General features: G+C 40.0%; 15 protein-coding genes. 7 read left to right on the top strand and 8 right to left on the bottom strand.

Going from position 1 to position 15,201, the window contains the following annotated elements:
• Positions 1-84: 84 nt before the first annotated feature.
• Positions 85-1,416: an L-lysine 6-transaminase gene (lat, locus tag LPB86_RS12630; RefSeq protein ID WP_230644435.1), complete on the top strand. Its 1,332-nt coding sequence runs from the start codon at positions 85-87 to the stop codon at positions 1,414-1,416.
• A complete protein-coding gene (locus LPB86_RS12625) occupies positions 1,416-1,826 on the top strand; it encodes a hypothetical protein (protein ID WP_230644432.1) in 411 nt (136 codons plus the stop codon). Before lat ends, LPB86_RS12625 begins: the two co-directional genes overlap by 1 nt.
• On the opposite strand, the gene LPB86_RS12620 is transcribed toward LPB86_RS12625, so the two are convergent.
• Genes LPB86_RS12620 through LPB86_RS12605 form a run of 4 tightly spaced genes read right to left on the bottom strand, consistent with a single transcriptional unit; the run spans position 1,801 to position 5,068 of the window.
• Positions 1,801-3,162, bottom strand: a complete 1,362-nt coding sequence (locus tag LPB86_RS12620; protein WP_230644428.1) for an acyl-CoA dehydrogenase family protein — start codon at positions 3,160-3,162, stop codon at positions 1,801-1,803. The genes LPB86_RS12625 and LPB86_RS12620 overlap by 26 nt on opposite strands.
• Positions 3,163-3,206: 44 nt before the next feature.
• On the bottom strand, positions 3,207-3,923 hold the full coding sequence (bshB1, locus tag LPB86_RS12615; RefSeq protein WP_230644425.1) for a bacillithiol biosynthesis deacetylase BshB1: 717 nt from the start codon (positions 3,921-3,923) through the stop codon (positions 3,207-3,209).
• 8 nt (positions 3,924-3,931) lie between these two features.
• The gene (locus LPB86_RS12610; RefSeq protein ID WP_230644422.1) at positions 3,932-4,408 is read right to left on the bottom strand and encodes a glutathione peroxidase; all 477 of its coding nucleotides are present in this window, start codon (positions 4,406-4,408) and stop codon (positions 3,932-3,934) included.
• 3 nt (positions 4,409-4,411) lie between these two features.
• A complete protein-coding gene (locus LPB86_RS12605) occupies positions 4,412-5,068 on the bottom strand; it encodes a DUF4294 domain-containing protein (RefSeq protein WP_370632818.1) in 657 nt (218 codons plus the stop codon).
• Positions 5,069-5,178: 110 nt separating this feature from the next.
• Here LPB86_RS12605 and LPB86_RS12600 point away from each other — a divergent pair, with 110 nt between their 5' ends.
• From LPB86_RS12600 to LPB86_RS12585, 4 genes are all read left to right on the top strand, one after another.
• Positions 5,179-7,386, top strand: coding sequence for a bifunctional (p)ppGpp synthetase/guanosine-3',5'-bis(diphosphate) 3'-pyrophosphohydrolase (locus tag LPB86_RS12600; protein WP_230644419.1), 2,208 nt, complete (start codon positions 5,179-5,181; stop codon positions 7,384-7,386).
• A 59-nt stretch (positions 7,387-7,445) separates the two neighbouring features.
• Positions 7,446-7,934 (top strand): Fur family transcriptional regulator, encoded by a 489-nt coding sequence (locus LPB86_RS12595; protein WP_230644416.1) that lies wholly within the window; start codon positions 7,446-7,448, stop codon positions 7,932-7,934.
• A 34-nt stretch (positions 7,935-7,968) separates the two neighbouring features.
• Positions 7,969-9,246: an adenylosuccinate synthase gene (locus LPB86_RS12590; RefSeq protein ID WP_230644414.1), complete on the top strand. Its 1,278-nt coding sequence runs from the start codon at positions 7,969-7,971 to the stop codon at positions 9,244-9,246.
• A gap of 64 nt (positions 9,247-9,310) precedes the next feature.
• Entirely contained in the window at positions 9,311-10,585 is a 1,275-nt protein-coding gene (locus LPB86_RS12585; RefSeq protein WP_230644411.1) for an anthranilate synthase component I family protein, read from the top strand.
• Positions 10,586-10,738: 153 nt separating this feature from the next.
• Here the strand turns inward: LPB86_RS12585 and LPB86_RS12580 are convergent, their stop codons facing one another.
• The 4 genes from LPB86_RS12580 to LPB86_RS12565 are packed head-to-tail and all read right to left on the bottom strand — an operon-like array spanning position 10,739 to position 13,515.
• Entirely contained in the window at positions 10,739-11,566 is an 828-nt protein-coding gene (locus LPB86_RS12580; RefSeq protein ID WP_230644408.1) for a M48 family metallopeptidase, read from the bottom strand.
• Between the two features lie 10 nt (positions 11,567-11,576).
• Positions 11,577-12,227, bottom strand: a complete 651-nt coding sequence (gene plsY / locus LPB86_RS12575; RefSeq protein WP_230644405.1) for a glycerol-3-phosphate 1-O-acyltransferase PlsY — start codon at positions 12,225-12,227, stop codon at positions 11,577-11,579.
• A 3-nt stretch (positions 12,228-12,230) separates the two neighbouring features.
• Positions 12,231-13,073 carry a carboxylating nicotinate-nucleotide diphosphorylase gene (gene nadC, locus LPB86_RS12570; RefSeq protein WP_230644402.1) on the bottom strand — a complete coding sequence of 281 codons (843 nt, stop codon included), beginning with the start codon at positions 13,071-13,073 and terminating at the stop codon, positions 12,231-12,233.
• Between the two features lie 43 nt (positions 13,074-13,116).
• A complete protein-coding gene (locus LPB86_RS12565; protein ID WP_230644399.1) occupies positions 13,117-13,515 on the bottom strand; it encodes a DUF4783 domain-containing protein in 399 nt (132 codons plus the stop codon).
• A gap of 164 nt (positions 13,516-13,679) precedes the next feature.
• Here LPB86_RS12565 and gpmI point away from each other — a divergent pair, with 164 nt between their 5' ends.
• Complete coding sequence (gene gpmI, locus LPB86_RS12560; RefSeq protein WP_230644396.1) at positions 13,680-15,200, top strand: 2,3-bisphosphoglycerate-independent phosphoglycerate mutase; 1,521 nt, start codon at positions 13,680-13,682, stop codon at positions 15,198-15,200.
• The last annotated feature ends 1 nt before the right edge of the window (position 15,201 follow it).

Genomic DNA, 15,201 nt, shown 5'->3' with positions numbered 1-15,201 from the left:
TTAAACCATGATTTTGCAAAATAGTGCCTCAATTTGTTAATCAGGCGGTTTTTGTTACATTTGGAGACACCAAAAATTGAACATATGTACCAGCTTACAATAGCTCCTGACCAGGTAAATGAGACTTTGAGCAAGCACATCTTAGCGGATGGCTTTGACTTAACTTATGACATGGAACTAAGTCAGGGTGCATACATCTACGATGCCAAATACAAACGTCGTTTACTGGATTTTTTTACCTGTTTTGCTTCCGTTCCGCTGGGATACAACCATCCTAAAATGCTGAACGATGAGAACTTTAAGAAAAACCTTTTCCAGGCGGCACTTGCCAATCCTTCAAATTCTGATGTATACACCCAGCAGTATGCGCAGTTTGTAGATACGTTTTCAAGAGTTGGTATTCCATCTTATCTGCCACATGCATTTTTTATTGCCGGAGGTGGCTTAGCTATTGAAAATGCGCTGAAGGTTGCAATGGACTGGAAAGTGCAAAAGAACTTTGGCAAAGGATATAAGGAAGAAAAAGGCTTTAAGGTATTACACTTTGAGAAAGCATTTCATGGAAGAACTGGTTACACCTTAAGTTTAACGAATACCCTTCCTGATAAAACCAAATGGTTCGCAAAATTTGATTGGCCAAGGGTCTCCGTACCTCAGGTTAAATTTCCATTGGAAGGAGACAACCTGGAAACCGCTATCAAAACTGAAGAAATTTCCATTGCACAAATTAAACAAGCCTTTCTTGATAATAAGGATGACATCTGTGCAATCATTGTAGAACCTGTACAATCTGAAGGGGGCGACAATCATTTGAGGGAAGAATTTTTAATCCAGCTAAAACAACTTGCAGACGATAATGAGGCGTTCCTTATATATGATGAAGTGCAAACCGGCGTAGGTCTTTCTGGTAAATTCTGGTGTCATGAAAATTTTAGCGAAAAAGCCAGACCAGACATTATTGCTTTTGGCAAAAAAATGCAGGTCTGCGGAATTTTAGTGGGAAATAAGGTAGATGAAGTTCCTGACAATGTATTTAATGTGTCTTCAAGGATCAACTCTACCTGGGGAGGAAATCTTGTTGATATGGTACGTTCTTCTCAGATATTGTCTATTATTGAGGAAGACCAGCTATGTAACCATGCTGCAGAGGTAGGCAATTATTTACAGGATGGCCTGGCTAAACTGGCACAGAAATATGATAAAATGAGCAACGTGCGGGGAAAGGGATTGTTATGTGCTTTTGACTTTGCCAGCAAAGAAATGAGAAACGCTTTTGTACAAAAAGGTATGGATAAAAATGTGATGTTTCTGGGCTGCGGCAATCAGACCATTCGTTTTAGACCTGCGCTATGTATAGAGAAAAAGCATATTGACGAAGGTTTGGAAGTAATGAATCAAATTTTACCTGGTTTGTAATGAAAAACAAAAAGTTTAATGTGATTTTGGCCATAGCAGTATTGATCCTTGTAGGGTGGATGCTTAAAGGCACCTTCTCACAGCCTGGCGTGAATGACCTAAAAGCTGGCTTTAAAGAGGTTACACATTACAGAAATGAAAACAATACCGGCCCTGTGCAATATGTTTTTATTGTAACGGTAAAGGACACTCTATGGACAGAAATGGAGCAGTATGGCAATTACAAGCCACACATGAAAGGTGGAAATACTAAAGTTTATTATTTTATGGAAGGGAGTTCCGTACCTGCAAAAGCTTACGCTGGCAAGGTTAACTTTGACCCGGCTTTTAACAGTTCTTGCATAGCGCTTTACGAAAAAAGCGCTATGGGGAACGTTAGTTTGACTAAACAAATGCAGAAAAACCAGTAATAGCCCGGCCTACAATGAGGGTATTGATTTCTTTTGTACCTTCATAAGAATAAATAGCTTCTGCATCTGCAACAAACCTGGCTACATCATATTCTAGCAAAATACCATTACCACCCATCACTTCTCTAGCCCTGCTTACTACATCACGGGTACGCATAGAGCAAAAGACTTTTGCCAGTGAGGCATGTTCATCGGTAAGTAAGCCCTGATCCTGCAATTGGGACAACCTAAAACACAAAGTTTGCATAGCGGTTAAATTAGACAGCATCTCTACTAAATGATTCTGAATCAGCTGATAAGAAGCAATGGGCTTACCAAATTGTTTTCTGGTCCTGGTGTAGGCCAGTGCACTTTCATAAGCTCCCCTGGCACAACCTACGGCCTGCCAGGCCACTCCTGCCCTGGTCATCTTTAGTACCTTGGCCATATCTTTAAATGAATTGGCATTTTGCAAACGATCTTCTTCATCTACCTCGCAATTGCTGAGCGTAATTAATCCGTTTTGCACTATCCTTAAAGCCATTTTATCTTGCATTTTCTCTACCGCAAAACCCTTAGTGCCTTTACGGACCAAAAAGCCCTTCACTTGATTGTCATCCAGGTCTCTTGCCCAGATGATGGTAATGTCGGAAAAAGTCGCATTACCAATCCATTTCTTTTGTCCATTTAAAATCCATTTACTTCCCTGCCTTTTAGCTGTAGTGGTAAGCCCTCCGGCCGCTCCTGAGCCAACTTCGGGTTCAGTTAAACCAAATGCACCTATCGTTTTAAACTGTTGCATAGCGGGCAGCCATTCTTGCTTTTGCGCTTCGGAGCCAAGTAAATAAATAGAGCCCATGGCAAGTCCACTTTGCACGCCAAAGAAAGTGGAAATTGACGTATCAATCCGTGCCATTTCCATAGCAAGCATCCCTTCCATCAAATTTGATCTGTTGGGGCAACCATAACCATTGTAGGTTAACCCGCAGATATTGAGTTCCGCAATTTTTGGGATAAGTTCAAACGGAAACTCTGCTTTTAACCAATATCCATTTACAACAGGCTTAACTTCTTTTTCCAAAAATGCCCGCACCCTAAGCTGCAATGCCCGATCATCATCCTTTAGCGCCTCGTCCCCCAAATGGTAGAAATCACCTTCTATAGCCGGCAACTCTTTGACTTTTTTAGACGATCCCATCATTTTCATGAGTCCGTTTAGCTGGGTATCATCAAGATGAGAAAAAGAATCGATTACTTTTGGAAGGTCAACCTTTTTAGAAAGGGTTTCTAATTGTGCCAGATCTACACTTTTGAACAGCTTATAGGCATTTTTTAACGAAGAAAAGAAATTAGACATATATTCAGTTTTATAAAAAACGAAATATATGCCTTTTTGTTTCCTTATCTCAGGTTAAACAAATCGTCGGTTCCTAAAAGTTTGCGCGACGTGAAGCCTTCCCCAAAGGTAGCGCCAATTGACTTGCCAAACTCCCTTGCCCTGCCAATAACACTTTCAAAAAACTCTGGAGAAGAAATGTAGGTTTCCTGCTCCTGGTGATCTGGATTATAAAATTGAGTTTTAAATGCTTTTATCGCTTCGATTTTGGTATCCATAAATGGGCTGATGTCAACAATAATATCAGGCTTAATGTACCTGTCCTGAATATATTGAAGGATTAGTCTTGGTCGCCAGGCTTCCTGCTCCAATCCATCCAGCTGTGTAGAAATCTTTGGCAACCCCGCTAAAAAGCAGGCATCGTTAGCCAAATCCCCCGCCCTTCCATGATCCGGATGCCGGTCTTCCAGCGCATTGGTAAGCACAATTTCCGGTTGATATTTACGGATCATCTTCACCAGTTCTAACTGGTGCGTTTCGTCATTTTTAAAGAACGCATCTTTAAACCTTAGGTTTTCACGGGCATGTAAACCCATAATTTTTGCCGAATCTGCAGCTTCTTCATCTCTCGTTTCGGCAGTACCACGGGTTCCAAGTTCCCCCCGTGTGTAATCTATTATACCAACCTTTTTACCTTGAGCAATATGCCTCAGAATGGTGCCGGAGCATCCCAGTTCAGCATCGTCTGGATGAACTGCAAATACCAGTAAGTCTAACTTCATTTTTATATTTATAGTAATTTTTGAATCTTCTTTTTAATTTTTGAAGATAAAGGTTTGGTGAAAGGAAAAAAGTAATCTTCAACTTCTCCCTCTTTATTGACCAGGTATTTATGAAAGTTCCACCTGGGGGTAGAGATCTTTGTTAAAAAATGATACAAGGGATGTGCCTCTGATCCCCGGACCATAACTTTATCGAACATTGGAAAAGACACACCATGGTTAACAGCACAATATTCTTCAATATCAACACCATTCAAAGGCTCCTGCCGCCCAAAATCATTAGAAGGAAAAGCAAGCACTTCAAAATCCTGGTCTTTAAAGAGATTTTTAAGGGTTTCAAGTTCCTTTAATTGAGGGGCAAAGCCACAGCCCGTTGCCGTATTTACAATCAGTATTACCTTACCTTTATAATCAGAGAGTTTTTTTTCCGTTCCATTGATCAGCTTTACCTTAAACTGGTGGATACTATTAGGATGATCGGTCATTTGTTATTGATAAAATCCAGAAGAAGTAATGATAGATTCAATGTCTCTATCTACAGCAGGATCATAGGTGTTTTTTAAATTATTTCCAACCACCCGGGCAATGGACTGATACAAAAAGGCAGTTACCCCGCCCTTGGTTTGTTTTACAATATCATAGGTAGTCCTGCCCAATTCGCGGTCTATTAGTTTTGTTAAGATCTGTCCCTGGGTAATCGTTAGCTCTTTTATTTCCCGGTTAAACATCTGCTTAATTTCATTGTCGCATGCTTTAACCAGCTTTTTTTGTTCTTTTTTGTCTGTAGTACCAGCAAGGTCACGCTCCAGTTGTTCGTAGCGCCGCTTAGCAAAAAGCGCATAGGGCATCACCTTAAGCACATTATACCGCAATCGGTTAAACGCGGCCTGTTCTGCAGGAGATTTGAATATCCTCACGCCATAAATCTGCACCTCATGCAGAGGAATCCAGGGAATCATTTCGCCATTCTCATTGGTACCCGCCACCCGAATGGTATCATTTTTCCCTTTTGTGGCATATTTATACGGCACAGTCGTTTCCTGAGCCTCCGCAGAAGCATGGATAATAATGACAATAAACAGAATAAATAACCTATAAAAATTCATAAATTTATACTGCTCAAAGTTAAGGGTATTTTTATACATTCGTTTTCAGCTGAACTGTTAATTTTGTTATTAAATTGTCAGATGAACACCTTTCACTAAAGGTAACTATTTAACGATTAAAAAGCTACGATTATTACGAGAGAATGCAAATGAAGAACACGCTGGTCATAGATTTAGAGGTAGAGAAACAGGAAATCCTAAAACGCTACAGGGCGTTATTGCGTGCATGTAAGCCTACCATGCAAAAGGGCGACAAAAAAGAAATCAGAAAAGCTTTTAACATGGCTTTAGAAAGCCATAAAGACATGCGCCGGAAATCTGGCGAGCCATATATTTACCATCCTATTGCTGTAGCGCAAATTGCTGCAGAAGAAATAGGTTTGGGTACCACTTCTATTGTTTGTGCATTGTTACATGATGTGGTGGAGGATACAGACATTACACTGGAAGATATTGAACGTGAGTTTGGTAAAAAGACAGCTAAAATTATTGATGGCCTTACTAAAATATCGGGTGTTTTTGACTACAACAGTTCGTTACAGGCAGAGAATTTCAGGAAGATGTTGCTTACCCTTGCTGATGACGTAAGGGTAATTTTAATTAAGCTGGCAGACAGGTTGCACAACATGCGGACCATGGACTTTATGCCGCGTCAAAAACAGCTTAAAATTGCATCAGAAACCATCTATCTGTATGCCCCGCTTGCACACCGGCTTGGTTTGTATGCCATAAAATCTGAACTCGAAGACCTTTCAATGAAATATCTTGAGCCAGATACTTATAAATACATCGCTACACAGCTCAATGAAAAAAAAGCAGAAAGAAACCTGTTCATAAAGAAATTTGTAGAGCCAATAGAAGAAATACTCGCCGAGCAAGGACTGGTAGCCAATATATACGGTCGCCCAAAATCCATCCATTCCATATGGAATAAGATGAAAAAGAAAAACATCCCTTTTGAAGAGGTGTATGATCTTTTTGCAATTAGGGTTATTTTAGATAGTCCGCCAGAGCAGGAAAAGGCAGATTGCTGGAAAGCCTACTCTATTGTTACCGATTTATACCGGCCAAATCCAGACCGTCTGCGCGACTGGGTATCTTCTCCTAAAGGAAACGGATACGAATCTTTACACACCACGGTAATGGGCCCCAAGGGGCAATGGGTGGAAATTCAAATTCGTACCCTCCGTATGAACGAGATTGCCGAAAAAGGATTTGCTGCACATTGGAAATACAAAGAATCCAGTAATGACAATGGCCTTGACCAGTGGATTATGAAGGTGCGCGAAATGCTGAACAATCCTGAAGCGAATGCGCTGGACTTTTTGGATGATTTTAAAATGAACCTTTTCTCTGACGAAATTTTCATTTTTACCCCCAAGGGAGCGTTGATCCAGTTACCACTTGGCGCTACGGCACTTGACTTTGCTTTTGAAATACACACTGATATTGGTGCAAAGTGTATTGGTGCAAAGGTTAATCATAAGCTGGTGCCGCTTTCTTACAAGCTGCAAAATGGCGATCAGGTAGAAATCATCACTTCCGGAAAGCAAACACCTAAAGAAGATTGGTTAAACATTGTAGTTACCGCAAAAGCGAAGTCTAAGATTAAATCTTCACTTAAAGAGGAAAAAAGGAAAATAGCAGAGCAAGGTAAAGAAACCCTTGAGCGTAAATTAAAATCGCTCAAAATCACTTACAATACCGACAACCTTAATAAACTGAGTTACTTTTTTAAACTCCCGTCAACCCAAGAGCTGTTTATTGGCGTGGCGCAAGGTAAAATTGAACTGAAAGACCTGAAGGATTACCTGGCAAGCGAAAAGGAAATTGAAAGCCGCGGCACGGTAAGAAATGACGGACAACAAATTGAAGCCCTGTTAAACAAGGTAAAAGGTCCAGAATCTGATGTACTGTTAATTGGTGAAGACCTTCAAAAAATAGACTATAATTTGGCTGCCTGTTGCAATCCAATCCCCGGAGATGATGTTTTTGGTTTTGTAACGGTTAATGAGGGCATCAAAATTCACCGCACCAACTGCCCTAATGCCGCGCAACTGATGGCAAATTATGGCTACCGCATTGTAAAGGCAAAATGGAATAGGCAACAGGAACTCACCTTCCTTACTGGATTGCACATTATTGGTATTGATGACGTGGGTTTAATTAACAACCTTACTAAAGTAATCTCAAATGACTTTAAGGTAAACATGCGATCTATTACTGTTGACACAGATAATGGTATATTTGACGGCTCGATGATGATATATGTAAATGATAAAGAGCATTTGGATAGGCTGATTGAAAACCTGATGGAAGTTAAGGGCATAACTGCGGTGACACGTTTTGACGCTTAATTTTCAATTATAATTCTGTTTTATTTAAAAATTAATACCTTTGAAAGGAGTTTAAAACTATGTCTACAAACCATAACAGCGAGTTGGTTAGGAAAATATTTGAAGCCTACCTCGAAAACAAGCAGCTACGTAAAACGCCGGAACGTTTTGCCATCCTTGAGGAAATCTACTCAAGAGATGATCATTTTGATGTAGAAACCCTCTATATACACATGAAAAACCAAAAATACAGGGTTAGTCGTGCAACTGTATATAACACTTTGGAGTTACTGGTATCCTGTGATTTAGTGACCAAACATCAGTTTGGAAAAAACATGGCCCAGTTTGAAAAATCTTACGGCTATCATCAGCACGATCACATTATCTGTATTGATTGTGGAAAAGTAGTAGAGTTTTGTGATCCCCGCGTACATCAAATTCAAAGTATGGTGGGAGATTTACTGAAATTTGAAATTAAACACCACTCTTTAAACCTTTATGGCATTTGCTTTGACTGTCAGGCAAAAGCGACCATGATTGAAAAGGCAGACATCAAAAATGCAAGTTAACAACACAATTATAATCTTTTCTTAAATTAAAATAATGACGCAAGTAGACGTGCTTCTTGGCCTGCAATGGGGCGACGAGGGCAAGGGGAAAATTGTTGACGTACTAAGTCCGCAATATGATTTGATAGCTCGTTTTCAAGGCGGACCTAATGCCGGCCATACCTTAGAGTTTGATGGTAAAAAATTTGTATTGAATACCATTCCTTCAGGAATTTTCAATGAAAAAACCATGAACCTGATTGGCAACGGGGTAGTGATTGATCCCATCATTTTAAAAAGAGAATTAGACAATCTTAAAGCAGCAGGACATGATCCTGTAGCCAAAAACAAATTGGTTATTGCCAGAAAAGCCCACCTTATTTTGCCTACTCACCAATTGCTTGATGCGGCTAATGAGCAAAGGATGGGTAAAGATAAAATTGGTTCTACCCTAAAAGGTATCGGGCCAACGTATATGGATAAAACTGGCCGTAATGGCTTACGTATTGGAGATACTACGCTTCCCGACTTTAAGGAACGATACAATAAACTGGTTGAAAAACATAAGGAAATCCTTTCTCATTATGAGTTTGAATTTGACCTTACTGAAAAGGAAGCTGCATTTTTTGAAGCTATAGAATTCATTAAGAGCATTCCGCATGTTGATAGCGAGCATTATGTAAACGGCTATTTAAAAGAAGGAAAGAAAGTTTTGGCTGAAGGTGCGCAAGGTACTTTACTTGACATTGACTTTGGTTCCTATCCTTTTGTAACTTCATCTAATACCACTACCGCGGGTGCCTGTACAGGTCTTGGCATTGCGCCAAACAAAATTGGCCATGTTTATGGAATTTTCAAAGCCTACTGCACACGTGTTGGCGGAGGACCATTCCCTACAGAACTGGACAATGAAGTGGGCGAAAACTTACGCCAGGTAGGTCATGAATTTGGCGCTACAACTGGGCGTGCACGTCGTTGCGGATGGATTGACCTTCCGGCACTGAAATACGCAATTATGCTTAACGGCGTAACAGAACTGATCATGATGAAAGCTGATGTGCTCGATGGGTTTGATACCATTTATGCCTGTACGCATTACGAGCACAATGGTGAAACCATAGATTATATGCCTTATGACATCATCTCGGTAAAACCCACTCCGGTATTAAAAGAAATTGCAGGCTGGAAAACAGATGTAACCAAAATCAGCAAAGTAGAAGAAATACCTGCAAATCTTGCAGACTACATTGCATTTTTAGAAAAAGAACTGGAAGTACCTGTCAAATACCTATCTGTTGGGCCAGACAGAACACAAACCTTAGTTCTGGATTAATTAGTACTAAGCTTATACAAAAGGCGGCCTGGTGCCGCCTTTTTTTTTACCTTTGTTGGGCAAAATGACAGCAGCAGAATTATCGTCCTTTAAGCAAAAAGCACTACAGTGGGCAAATCAATTTGATGTTTGCTGCTGCTTTAACTCAAATGGTTATCAGGATCAGTATTCCAGGTATGACTTTATAATTGCGGCAAGCGCTAAAACACAAATAAACACTAATCACGGAAAGGCTTTTGATGCCCTAAAGGACTTCTATACTTTAAACCGAAACCATTGGATCTTCGGTTTCCTGAGCTACGACCTTAAGAACGAGCTGGAAAACCTGAGTTCAGCAAAGCTTAACCAATTGGATTTCCCTGACTTATTTTTCTTTGTCCCTGAATATCTGCTTCTTATAAAAGACAATAAACCTGAAATCATTGCGGGTCCCGCAAATCTGATTGAAGTAATTTCTTCTTATAAAAAACAGGAGAAAAAGCCTTCAGAAAAGCCTCATATTGAAAGCAGGATAAGTAAAGCCAGCTACCTGACTAAAATAGAAGAACTAAAAACATCCATTTTAAAGGGAGACATTTACGAAGTCAACTTCTGCCAGGAGTTTTTTGCTAAAAATGCAAGCATAGACCCTTACGGCGTTTACCATACTTTAAATATATTATCTCCTACCCCATTCTCTGGATTTTTTAAATTAAAAGACAACTATGTCCTCTCTGCCAGTCCAGAAAGGTTTTTATGCAAACGAGGAAAAAAACTTTATTCTCAACCCATTAAGGGCACTGCAAAACGTAGTATCTACCCTGCTGAGGATAACCTGATTAAAAGCAACCTAAAAAACAACAGCAAAGAACAGGCAGAGAATGTAATGATTGTAGACCTGGTTAGAAATGATTTAACCAAAAATGCAATGAAGGGAACGGTAAAGGTTGAAGAGCTTTTTGGCATCTATACCTTTCCTCAAGTACATCAAATGATTTCTACGGTAAGCTGCACCCTTGATCCCGCAGTTCATGTGGTGGATGCGGTAAAGCATGCCTTTCCAATGGGCTCAATGACCGGGGCCCCGAAATTACGGGCAATGCAGCTGATAGAAGAAAAAGAAGAGAGCAGAAGGGGTATTTATTCCGGAGCTCTTGGCTACTTTGACCCAGAGGGAGATTTTGACTTTAACGTCATCATCAGAAGTATTTTATACAACAGTACTAAGAAATATCTGTCCTTCCAAGTTGGCGGAGCTATTACCTACGCTTCAAATGCCGAAGCAGAGTATGAAGAATGCTTGCTTAAAGCCTCAGCAATACTTAAAACACTAACAGCTGAGATTATAAATACCTGCTAAACATTGCTACGTTATAAGTTATTGCAGTATAGGTTGTAAAATTAAGAAAAAAATAAAGCCCCAATTTTTTAACCTTCTATATTTTGCGTAGCATAAGATAGACAGTTGAAAAATTGGGGCTTTATTTTTCCGTTAAACCTGTAGGGACAAACCTTATTTTGGTTTTCCAGTAGATGAATTAAAATATTTCTGTGCTTCAGGCAAATCTTTTTGAATTTGCGCTATCCTGGTTGCATCCGCAGGGTGCGTGCTAAAAAACTCAGCAGGTTTCTGAGAGCCTTCACTAGCTGCAGCCATGCGTTGCCAAAAGCCAACAGCATTTGATGGGTTATACCCTGCCATAGACATAAAAATAAGTCCAAGGTGATCTGCTTCCAACTCTTGTGTTCGTGAATTTGGCAACAGATAGAAGCCTTGTGCACTTACGCCATATACCTGGCTAATTACCTGCTGTGTAGTAGCTGATTTGTTTCCGGCGGCTGCACCAAGCAAACCACCCAATCCTTCAGCAACAGCAGCTTTAGAAGCCCTTTCTGAAGAATGCTGAGCCACAGCGTGTGCAATTTCATGGCCCATTACTGTTGCTAAGCCTGCGTCATCTTTTGTTACAGGTAAAATACCTGAATATACCGCAACCTTACCGCCCGGCATGCACCAGGCATTTACCTCTTTACTATCAATTAAGTTGAATTCCCAGTTAAAGCCTGCAATTTGAGAACCATATCCATTTGCATTCATATACTGAGTTACAGCTGTAGCAATTTTTTGACCGATGCGCTTCACTCTGGCTGCATCTGCATTATTGAGTACTTTAGTTTCCGGAGACTTAAGTAAGGTAGCATAACTAGATGCCGCTGCGGTTTGCATTTCACTTTCGCTTACAAAACTCAACCTGCTGCGCCCCGAGAGCGGAACTGTAGAGCAGGAATAGGATGTTACCAGCAATACCGAAGCAATTGCCATCAATTTAAATGTTTTCATTAATCTGGGTTTATTGACTGTTCTTTTTTTTAAACAGATATACTTTTGATTCTTTGCCTTTGAGCAGTCTTTCCAGATTTTTCTGATGTGTAATCAATATCAATATACAAACACACATGCCGTACAAAACTTCAGACTTTATAGAAGAATGAAAAATGAACACTATACTAAGCGGAAAGGTAAAACCTGCGCAAATAGAACTTAGTGAAACGTAATTTGTAACTAGTAAAACAAGCACGAAAACAAGAACACAAAGCATAGCTGCCGGAAAGTTAACTGCCAAAATCATTCCAAAAAGTGTAGCAACGCCTTTACCACCTCTAAAACCAGCAAATATGGGAAACAAATGTCCCATAACAGCAGTAAGCCCAAGCGCAAGTTCATAATTAACAAATTGTGCCGAATGATGTGGCCCGGTAACAGAAAGCCCTATATAGTAGGCAAGTTTTGTAGCAGTGTAGCCTTTTGCGATGTCAATAGTCATCACTGCAATACCCGCCTTTTTACCTAAAACCCTGAAGGTATTGGTAGCACCCGCATTACCACTTCCATATTCACGAACATCAACACCATAAAATGCCTGCCCAAGCCATACCGCTGTAGGAATAGAGCCAAAAAGATAGGCCAGAATTACTGCAGAAATTGAATAAATCGATATCATACCTTAATAGGCCTTTAAACTCATGTCTAGACTCTTTACCGAATGAGTTAGCGCCCCCATAGAAATGTAATCCACCCCACATGCAGCATATTCGGCAATATTTTCCTCTAAAATACCACCAGAAGCTTCGGTAATGTAGCGCTGATCAATCATGGACACAGCCGCTCTTAAATCATCAAAACTAAAATTATCCAGCATAATTCGGTTTACAAATCCCTTACTCAGCACCTGTTCCAATTCTGTCAAATCCCTTACTTCTATTTCTATTTCCAATTGCTTGCCCGTTTCTTTCAGGTAAAGATTAGCTGCAGTTATCGCATTTGCAATGCCACCTGCATAATCCACATGGTTATCCTTAATCAGGATCATATCATACAAACCGATGCGATGGTTAACACCACCACCAATGCGAACTGCCCATTTTTCCAAATACCGTAAACCAGGTGTGGTTTTTCGGGTATCCAGAATTTTTGCCTTATACGGTTTTAGCAGTTCAACAATACGATTCGTTTTAGTGGCAATCCCACTCATGCGTTGCATGCAATTTAAAACCAAACGTTCTGCCAGTAAAATAGAATGAACGTTACCTGACACGGTAAAAGCGATATCCCCGTACTTTACAGTACTGCCGTCGGTTAAGAAAACCTCAGTTTTAAGATTTGAATCTACCTGATTGAAAATTTCGAGGGCAAGTTCAATACCTGCAAGTATCCCAGGCTCTTTAATAATTAATCTGGCATTCCCTTCAGCATGGGATGGTATTGTAGAAAGCGATGTATGATCACCATCACCAAGATCTTCGGCAATGGCATTTTTAATAAATAGGTCTATCAGTTGCTTATCCAAAACAAGTATTTTACACCAAAAATAGCATTTTTACCTTATACTGTTACGATTTATCAGGCTCTATTCTCAATTCAGTGATAAAAAAGGTATTGTTAGTTTTCCTGAGCGTAACAGAAACACGGTATTTTCCGCTTTTAGTAGTCAAAGAAAGAATGTTAAAACGGTAGTTGGGATTGGTATCAATAACATGTACAACACTTGCATTTACGGGTTCATGTTTATTAAAAAAATCACGTAAAATTTGCTCGGCCTGTGCCTTAGAATACACATCATCCTCATTCAGTATATTTAACTCTACAGAAGAAGAGAAGCTTTTTGCCAGTTCTTTAGCATTTCCCGCCTTAAAAAGTGCGGGCAAATTGTCAACAATATCCCCTTGCATATATTTTAAGGGCATAAAATATGCAATTATAGTTAGTGCCGGAATGAATAACCTAGTCATTTGTGTTTGTGATTCTACTCTTTTGCAGCATAAATTATGCCACATATGGCGGTAAGGCACTAACATGCCCCCAGCATCGTTGAAACACAACCTGCTTACAGTTGAAAACATTTATAAAAGGAAATAGCTTTAAAAAAATAGTCAATATTGTTATATTTGTTATAATGAATACTAAAAAAGTAATGCTGCTGATCCTGGATGGATGGGGCTATGGAAAACAAGATAAATCTGACGCTGCTTTTGCAGCCAACACACCTTTCTTCGACTCTCTTTTACAAAAATATCCGAACTCAAAGCTTGAAGCCTCTGGTGAAGCTGTAGGGCTGCCAGCAGGGCAAATGGGGAATTCTGAAGTTGGGCATATGAATCTTGGCGCAGGACGCATTGTTTACCAGGAACTCGGCCGGATCAACAAAGCTATTAGTGATGGGTCTATTAAAACTAACCCTACCCTGGTAGCGGCATTTGAATATGCAAAGAAAAATAACAAGCCGGTACATTTCATTGGCCTGGTATCCGACGGTGGAGTACATGCGCATATCAATCACCTGAAAGGACTTTGTGATGTAGCAAAAGAACAAGGACTGGAAGATGTATTTATTCATGCCTTTTTAGACGGCAGAGATACCGATCCAAATTCTGGATTAGGATTTATCAATGACCTTACGGAGTACTTAAAAACCTCTTCTGGTAAAATAGCCAGTTTAATTGGCCGCTATTATGCCATGGATAGAGATAGCAGATGGGAAAGGATAAAACAAGCTTATGACCTTTTGACAAAAGGTATTGGAGAAGCTACAGAACATCCTTCGGCAGCCATTGGAAAATCATATAACGAGGGCGTTACGGATGAATTTGTAAAGCCAATTGTAGTTACTGACGCCAATGGCAAGCCTTTAGCAAAGATACAGCCGGATGATGTGGTAATTTGCTTTAACTACAGAACAGACAGGGGAAGAGAAATTACAGCAGTACTGACTCAAAATGACTACCCTGATTTTGAAATGCATAAACTGCCATTGTATTACGTAACCATGACTACGTATGATGAAAACTTCAGCGATGTAAAAGTAGTCTTTACTAAGGATGACCTCACTTTAACCCTTGGAGAGATCCTGGAGCAAAATCATAAAAATCAGATTAGAATAGCAGAAACGGAAAAGTATCCGCATGTTACTTTTTTCTTCTCAGGCGGCAGAGAACAGCCATTTGAAAATGAAAAACGCCTGATGATCCCTTCTCCCAAAGTTGCCACCTATGACCTACAACCGGAAATGAGTGCACAGGGAATAACAGATGCAATTACTAAAGAACTGGAATTGGGATGGGCCGATTTCATTTGCCTCAACTTCGCAAATCCTGATATGGTTGGACATACTGGTGTATTTGATGCGGTAGTTAAAGCAGTAGAGACGGCAGACCGTTGTGCACACGATGTGGTGACAAAAGGCCTTGAAAACGGCTATTCATTCATTATTCTTGCAGATCATGGAAATTCTGAATTTATGATTAACAACGATGGTTCTGTGAACACTGCGCATACCACTAATCTGGTACCATGTATTCTTGTAGATCATGATTACACTACAATTGCAGACGGGAAACTAGGAGATGTAGCACCTACTATTCTAAAAATTATGGGCATTCCAAAACCAGAGATTATGACTGGAAATGCCTTGGTATAAC

The sequence above is a fragment of the Pedobacter sp. MC2016-14 genome, from assembly GCF_020991475.1.
In the GTDB taxonomy this organism is placed as follows: domain Bacteria; phylum Bacteroidota; class Bacteroidia; order Sphingobacteriales; family Sphingobacteriaceae; genus Pedobacter.
The sequence above is the reverse complement of the archived record's forward strand: the minus strand, read 5'-3'. Positions and strand labels throughout refer to the sequence as shown.

What these genes read in the sequence shown, in the direction of transcription:
- LPB86_RS12620 (WP_230644428.1), bottom strand. Translation starts at nt 3,162, where the DNA reads ATGTCTAATTTCTTTTCTTCGTTAAAAAATGCCTATAAGCTGTTCAAA.
- LPB86_RS12595 (WP_230644416.1), top strand. Translation starts at nt 7,446, where the DNA reads ATGTCTACAAACCATAACAGCGAGTTGGTTAGGAAAATATTTGAAGCC.
- LPB86_RS12580 (WP_230644408.1), bottom strand. Translation starts at nt 11,566, where the DNA reads ATGAAAACATTTAAATTGATGGCAATTGCTTCGGTATTGCTGGTAACA.
- LPB86_RS12565 (WP_230644399.1), bottom strand. Translation starts at nt 13,515, where the DNA reads ATGACTAGGTTATTCATTCCGGCACTAACTATAATTGCATATTTTATG.
- LPB86_RS12610 (WP_230644422.1), bottom strand. Translation starts at nt 4,408, where the DNA reads ATGACCGATCATCCTAATAGTATCCACCAGTTTAAGGTAAAGCTGATC.
- plsY (WP_230644405.1), bottom strand. Translation starts at nt 12,227, where the DNA reads ATGATATCGATTTATTCAATTTCTGCAGTAATTCTGGCCTATCTTTTT.
- LPB86_RS12585 (WP_230644411.1), top strand. Translation starts at nt 9,311, where the DNA reads ATGACAGCAGCAGAATTATCGTCCTTTAAGCAAAAAGCACTACAGTGG.
- LPB86_RS12590 (WP_230644414.1), top strand. Translation starts at nt 7,969, where the DNA reads ATGACGCAAGTAGACGTGCTTCTTGGCCTGCAATGGGGCGACGAGGGC.
- bshB1 (WP_230644425.1), bottom strand. Translation starts at nt 3,923, where the DNA reads ATGAAGTTAGACTTACTGGTATTTGCAGTTCATCCAGACGATGCTGAA.
- gpmI (WP_230644396.1), top strand. Translation starts at nt 13,680, where the DNA reads ATGAATACTAAAAAAGTAATGCTGCTGATCCTGGATGGATGGGGCTAT.
- LPB86_RS12600 (WP_230644419.1), top strand. Translation starts at nt 5,179, where the DNA reads ATGAAGAACACGCTGGTCATAGATTTAGAGGTAGAGAAACAGGAAATC.
- LPB86_RS12605 (WP_370632818.1), bottom strand. Translation starts at nt 5,068, where the DNA reads ATGTATAAAAATACCCTTAACTTTGAGCAGTATAAATTTATGAATTTT.
- LPB86_RS12625 (WP_230644432.1), top strand. Translation starts at nt 1,416, where the DNA reads ATGAAAAACAAAAAGTTTAATGTGATTTTGGCCATAGCAGTATTGATC.
- lat (WP_230644435.1), top strand. Translation starts at nt 85, where the DNA reads ATGTACCAGCTTACAATAGCTCCTGACCAGGTAAATGAGACTTTGAGC.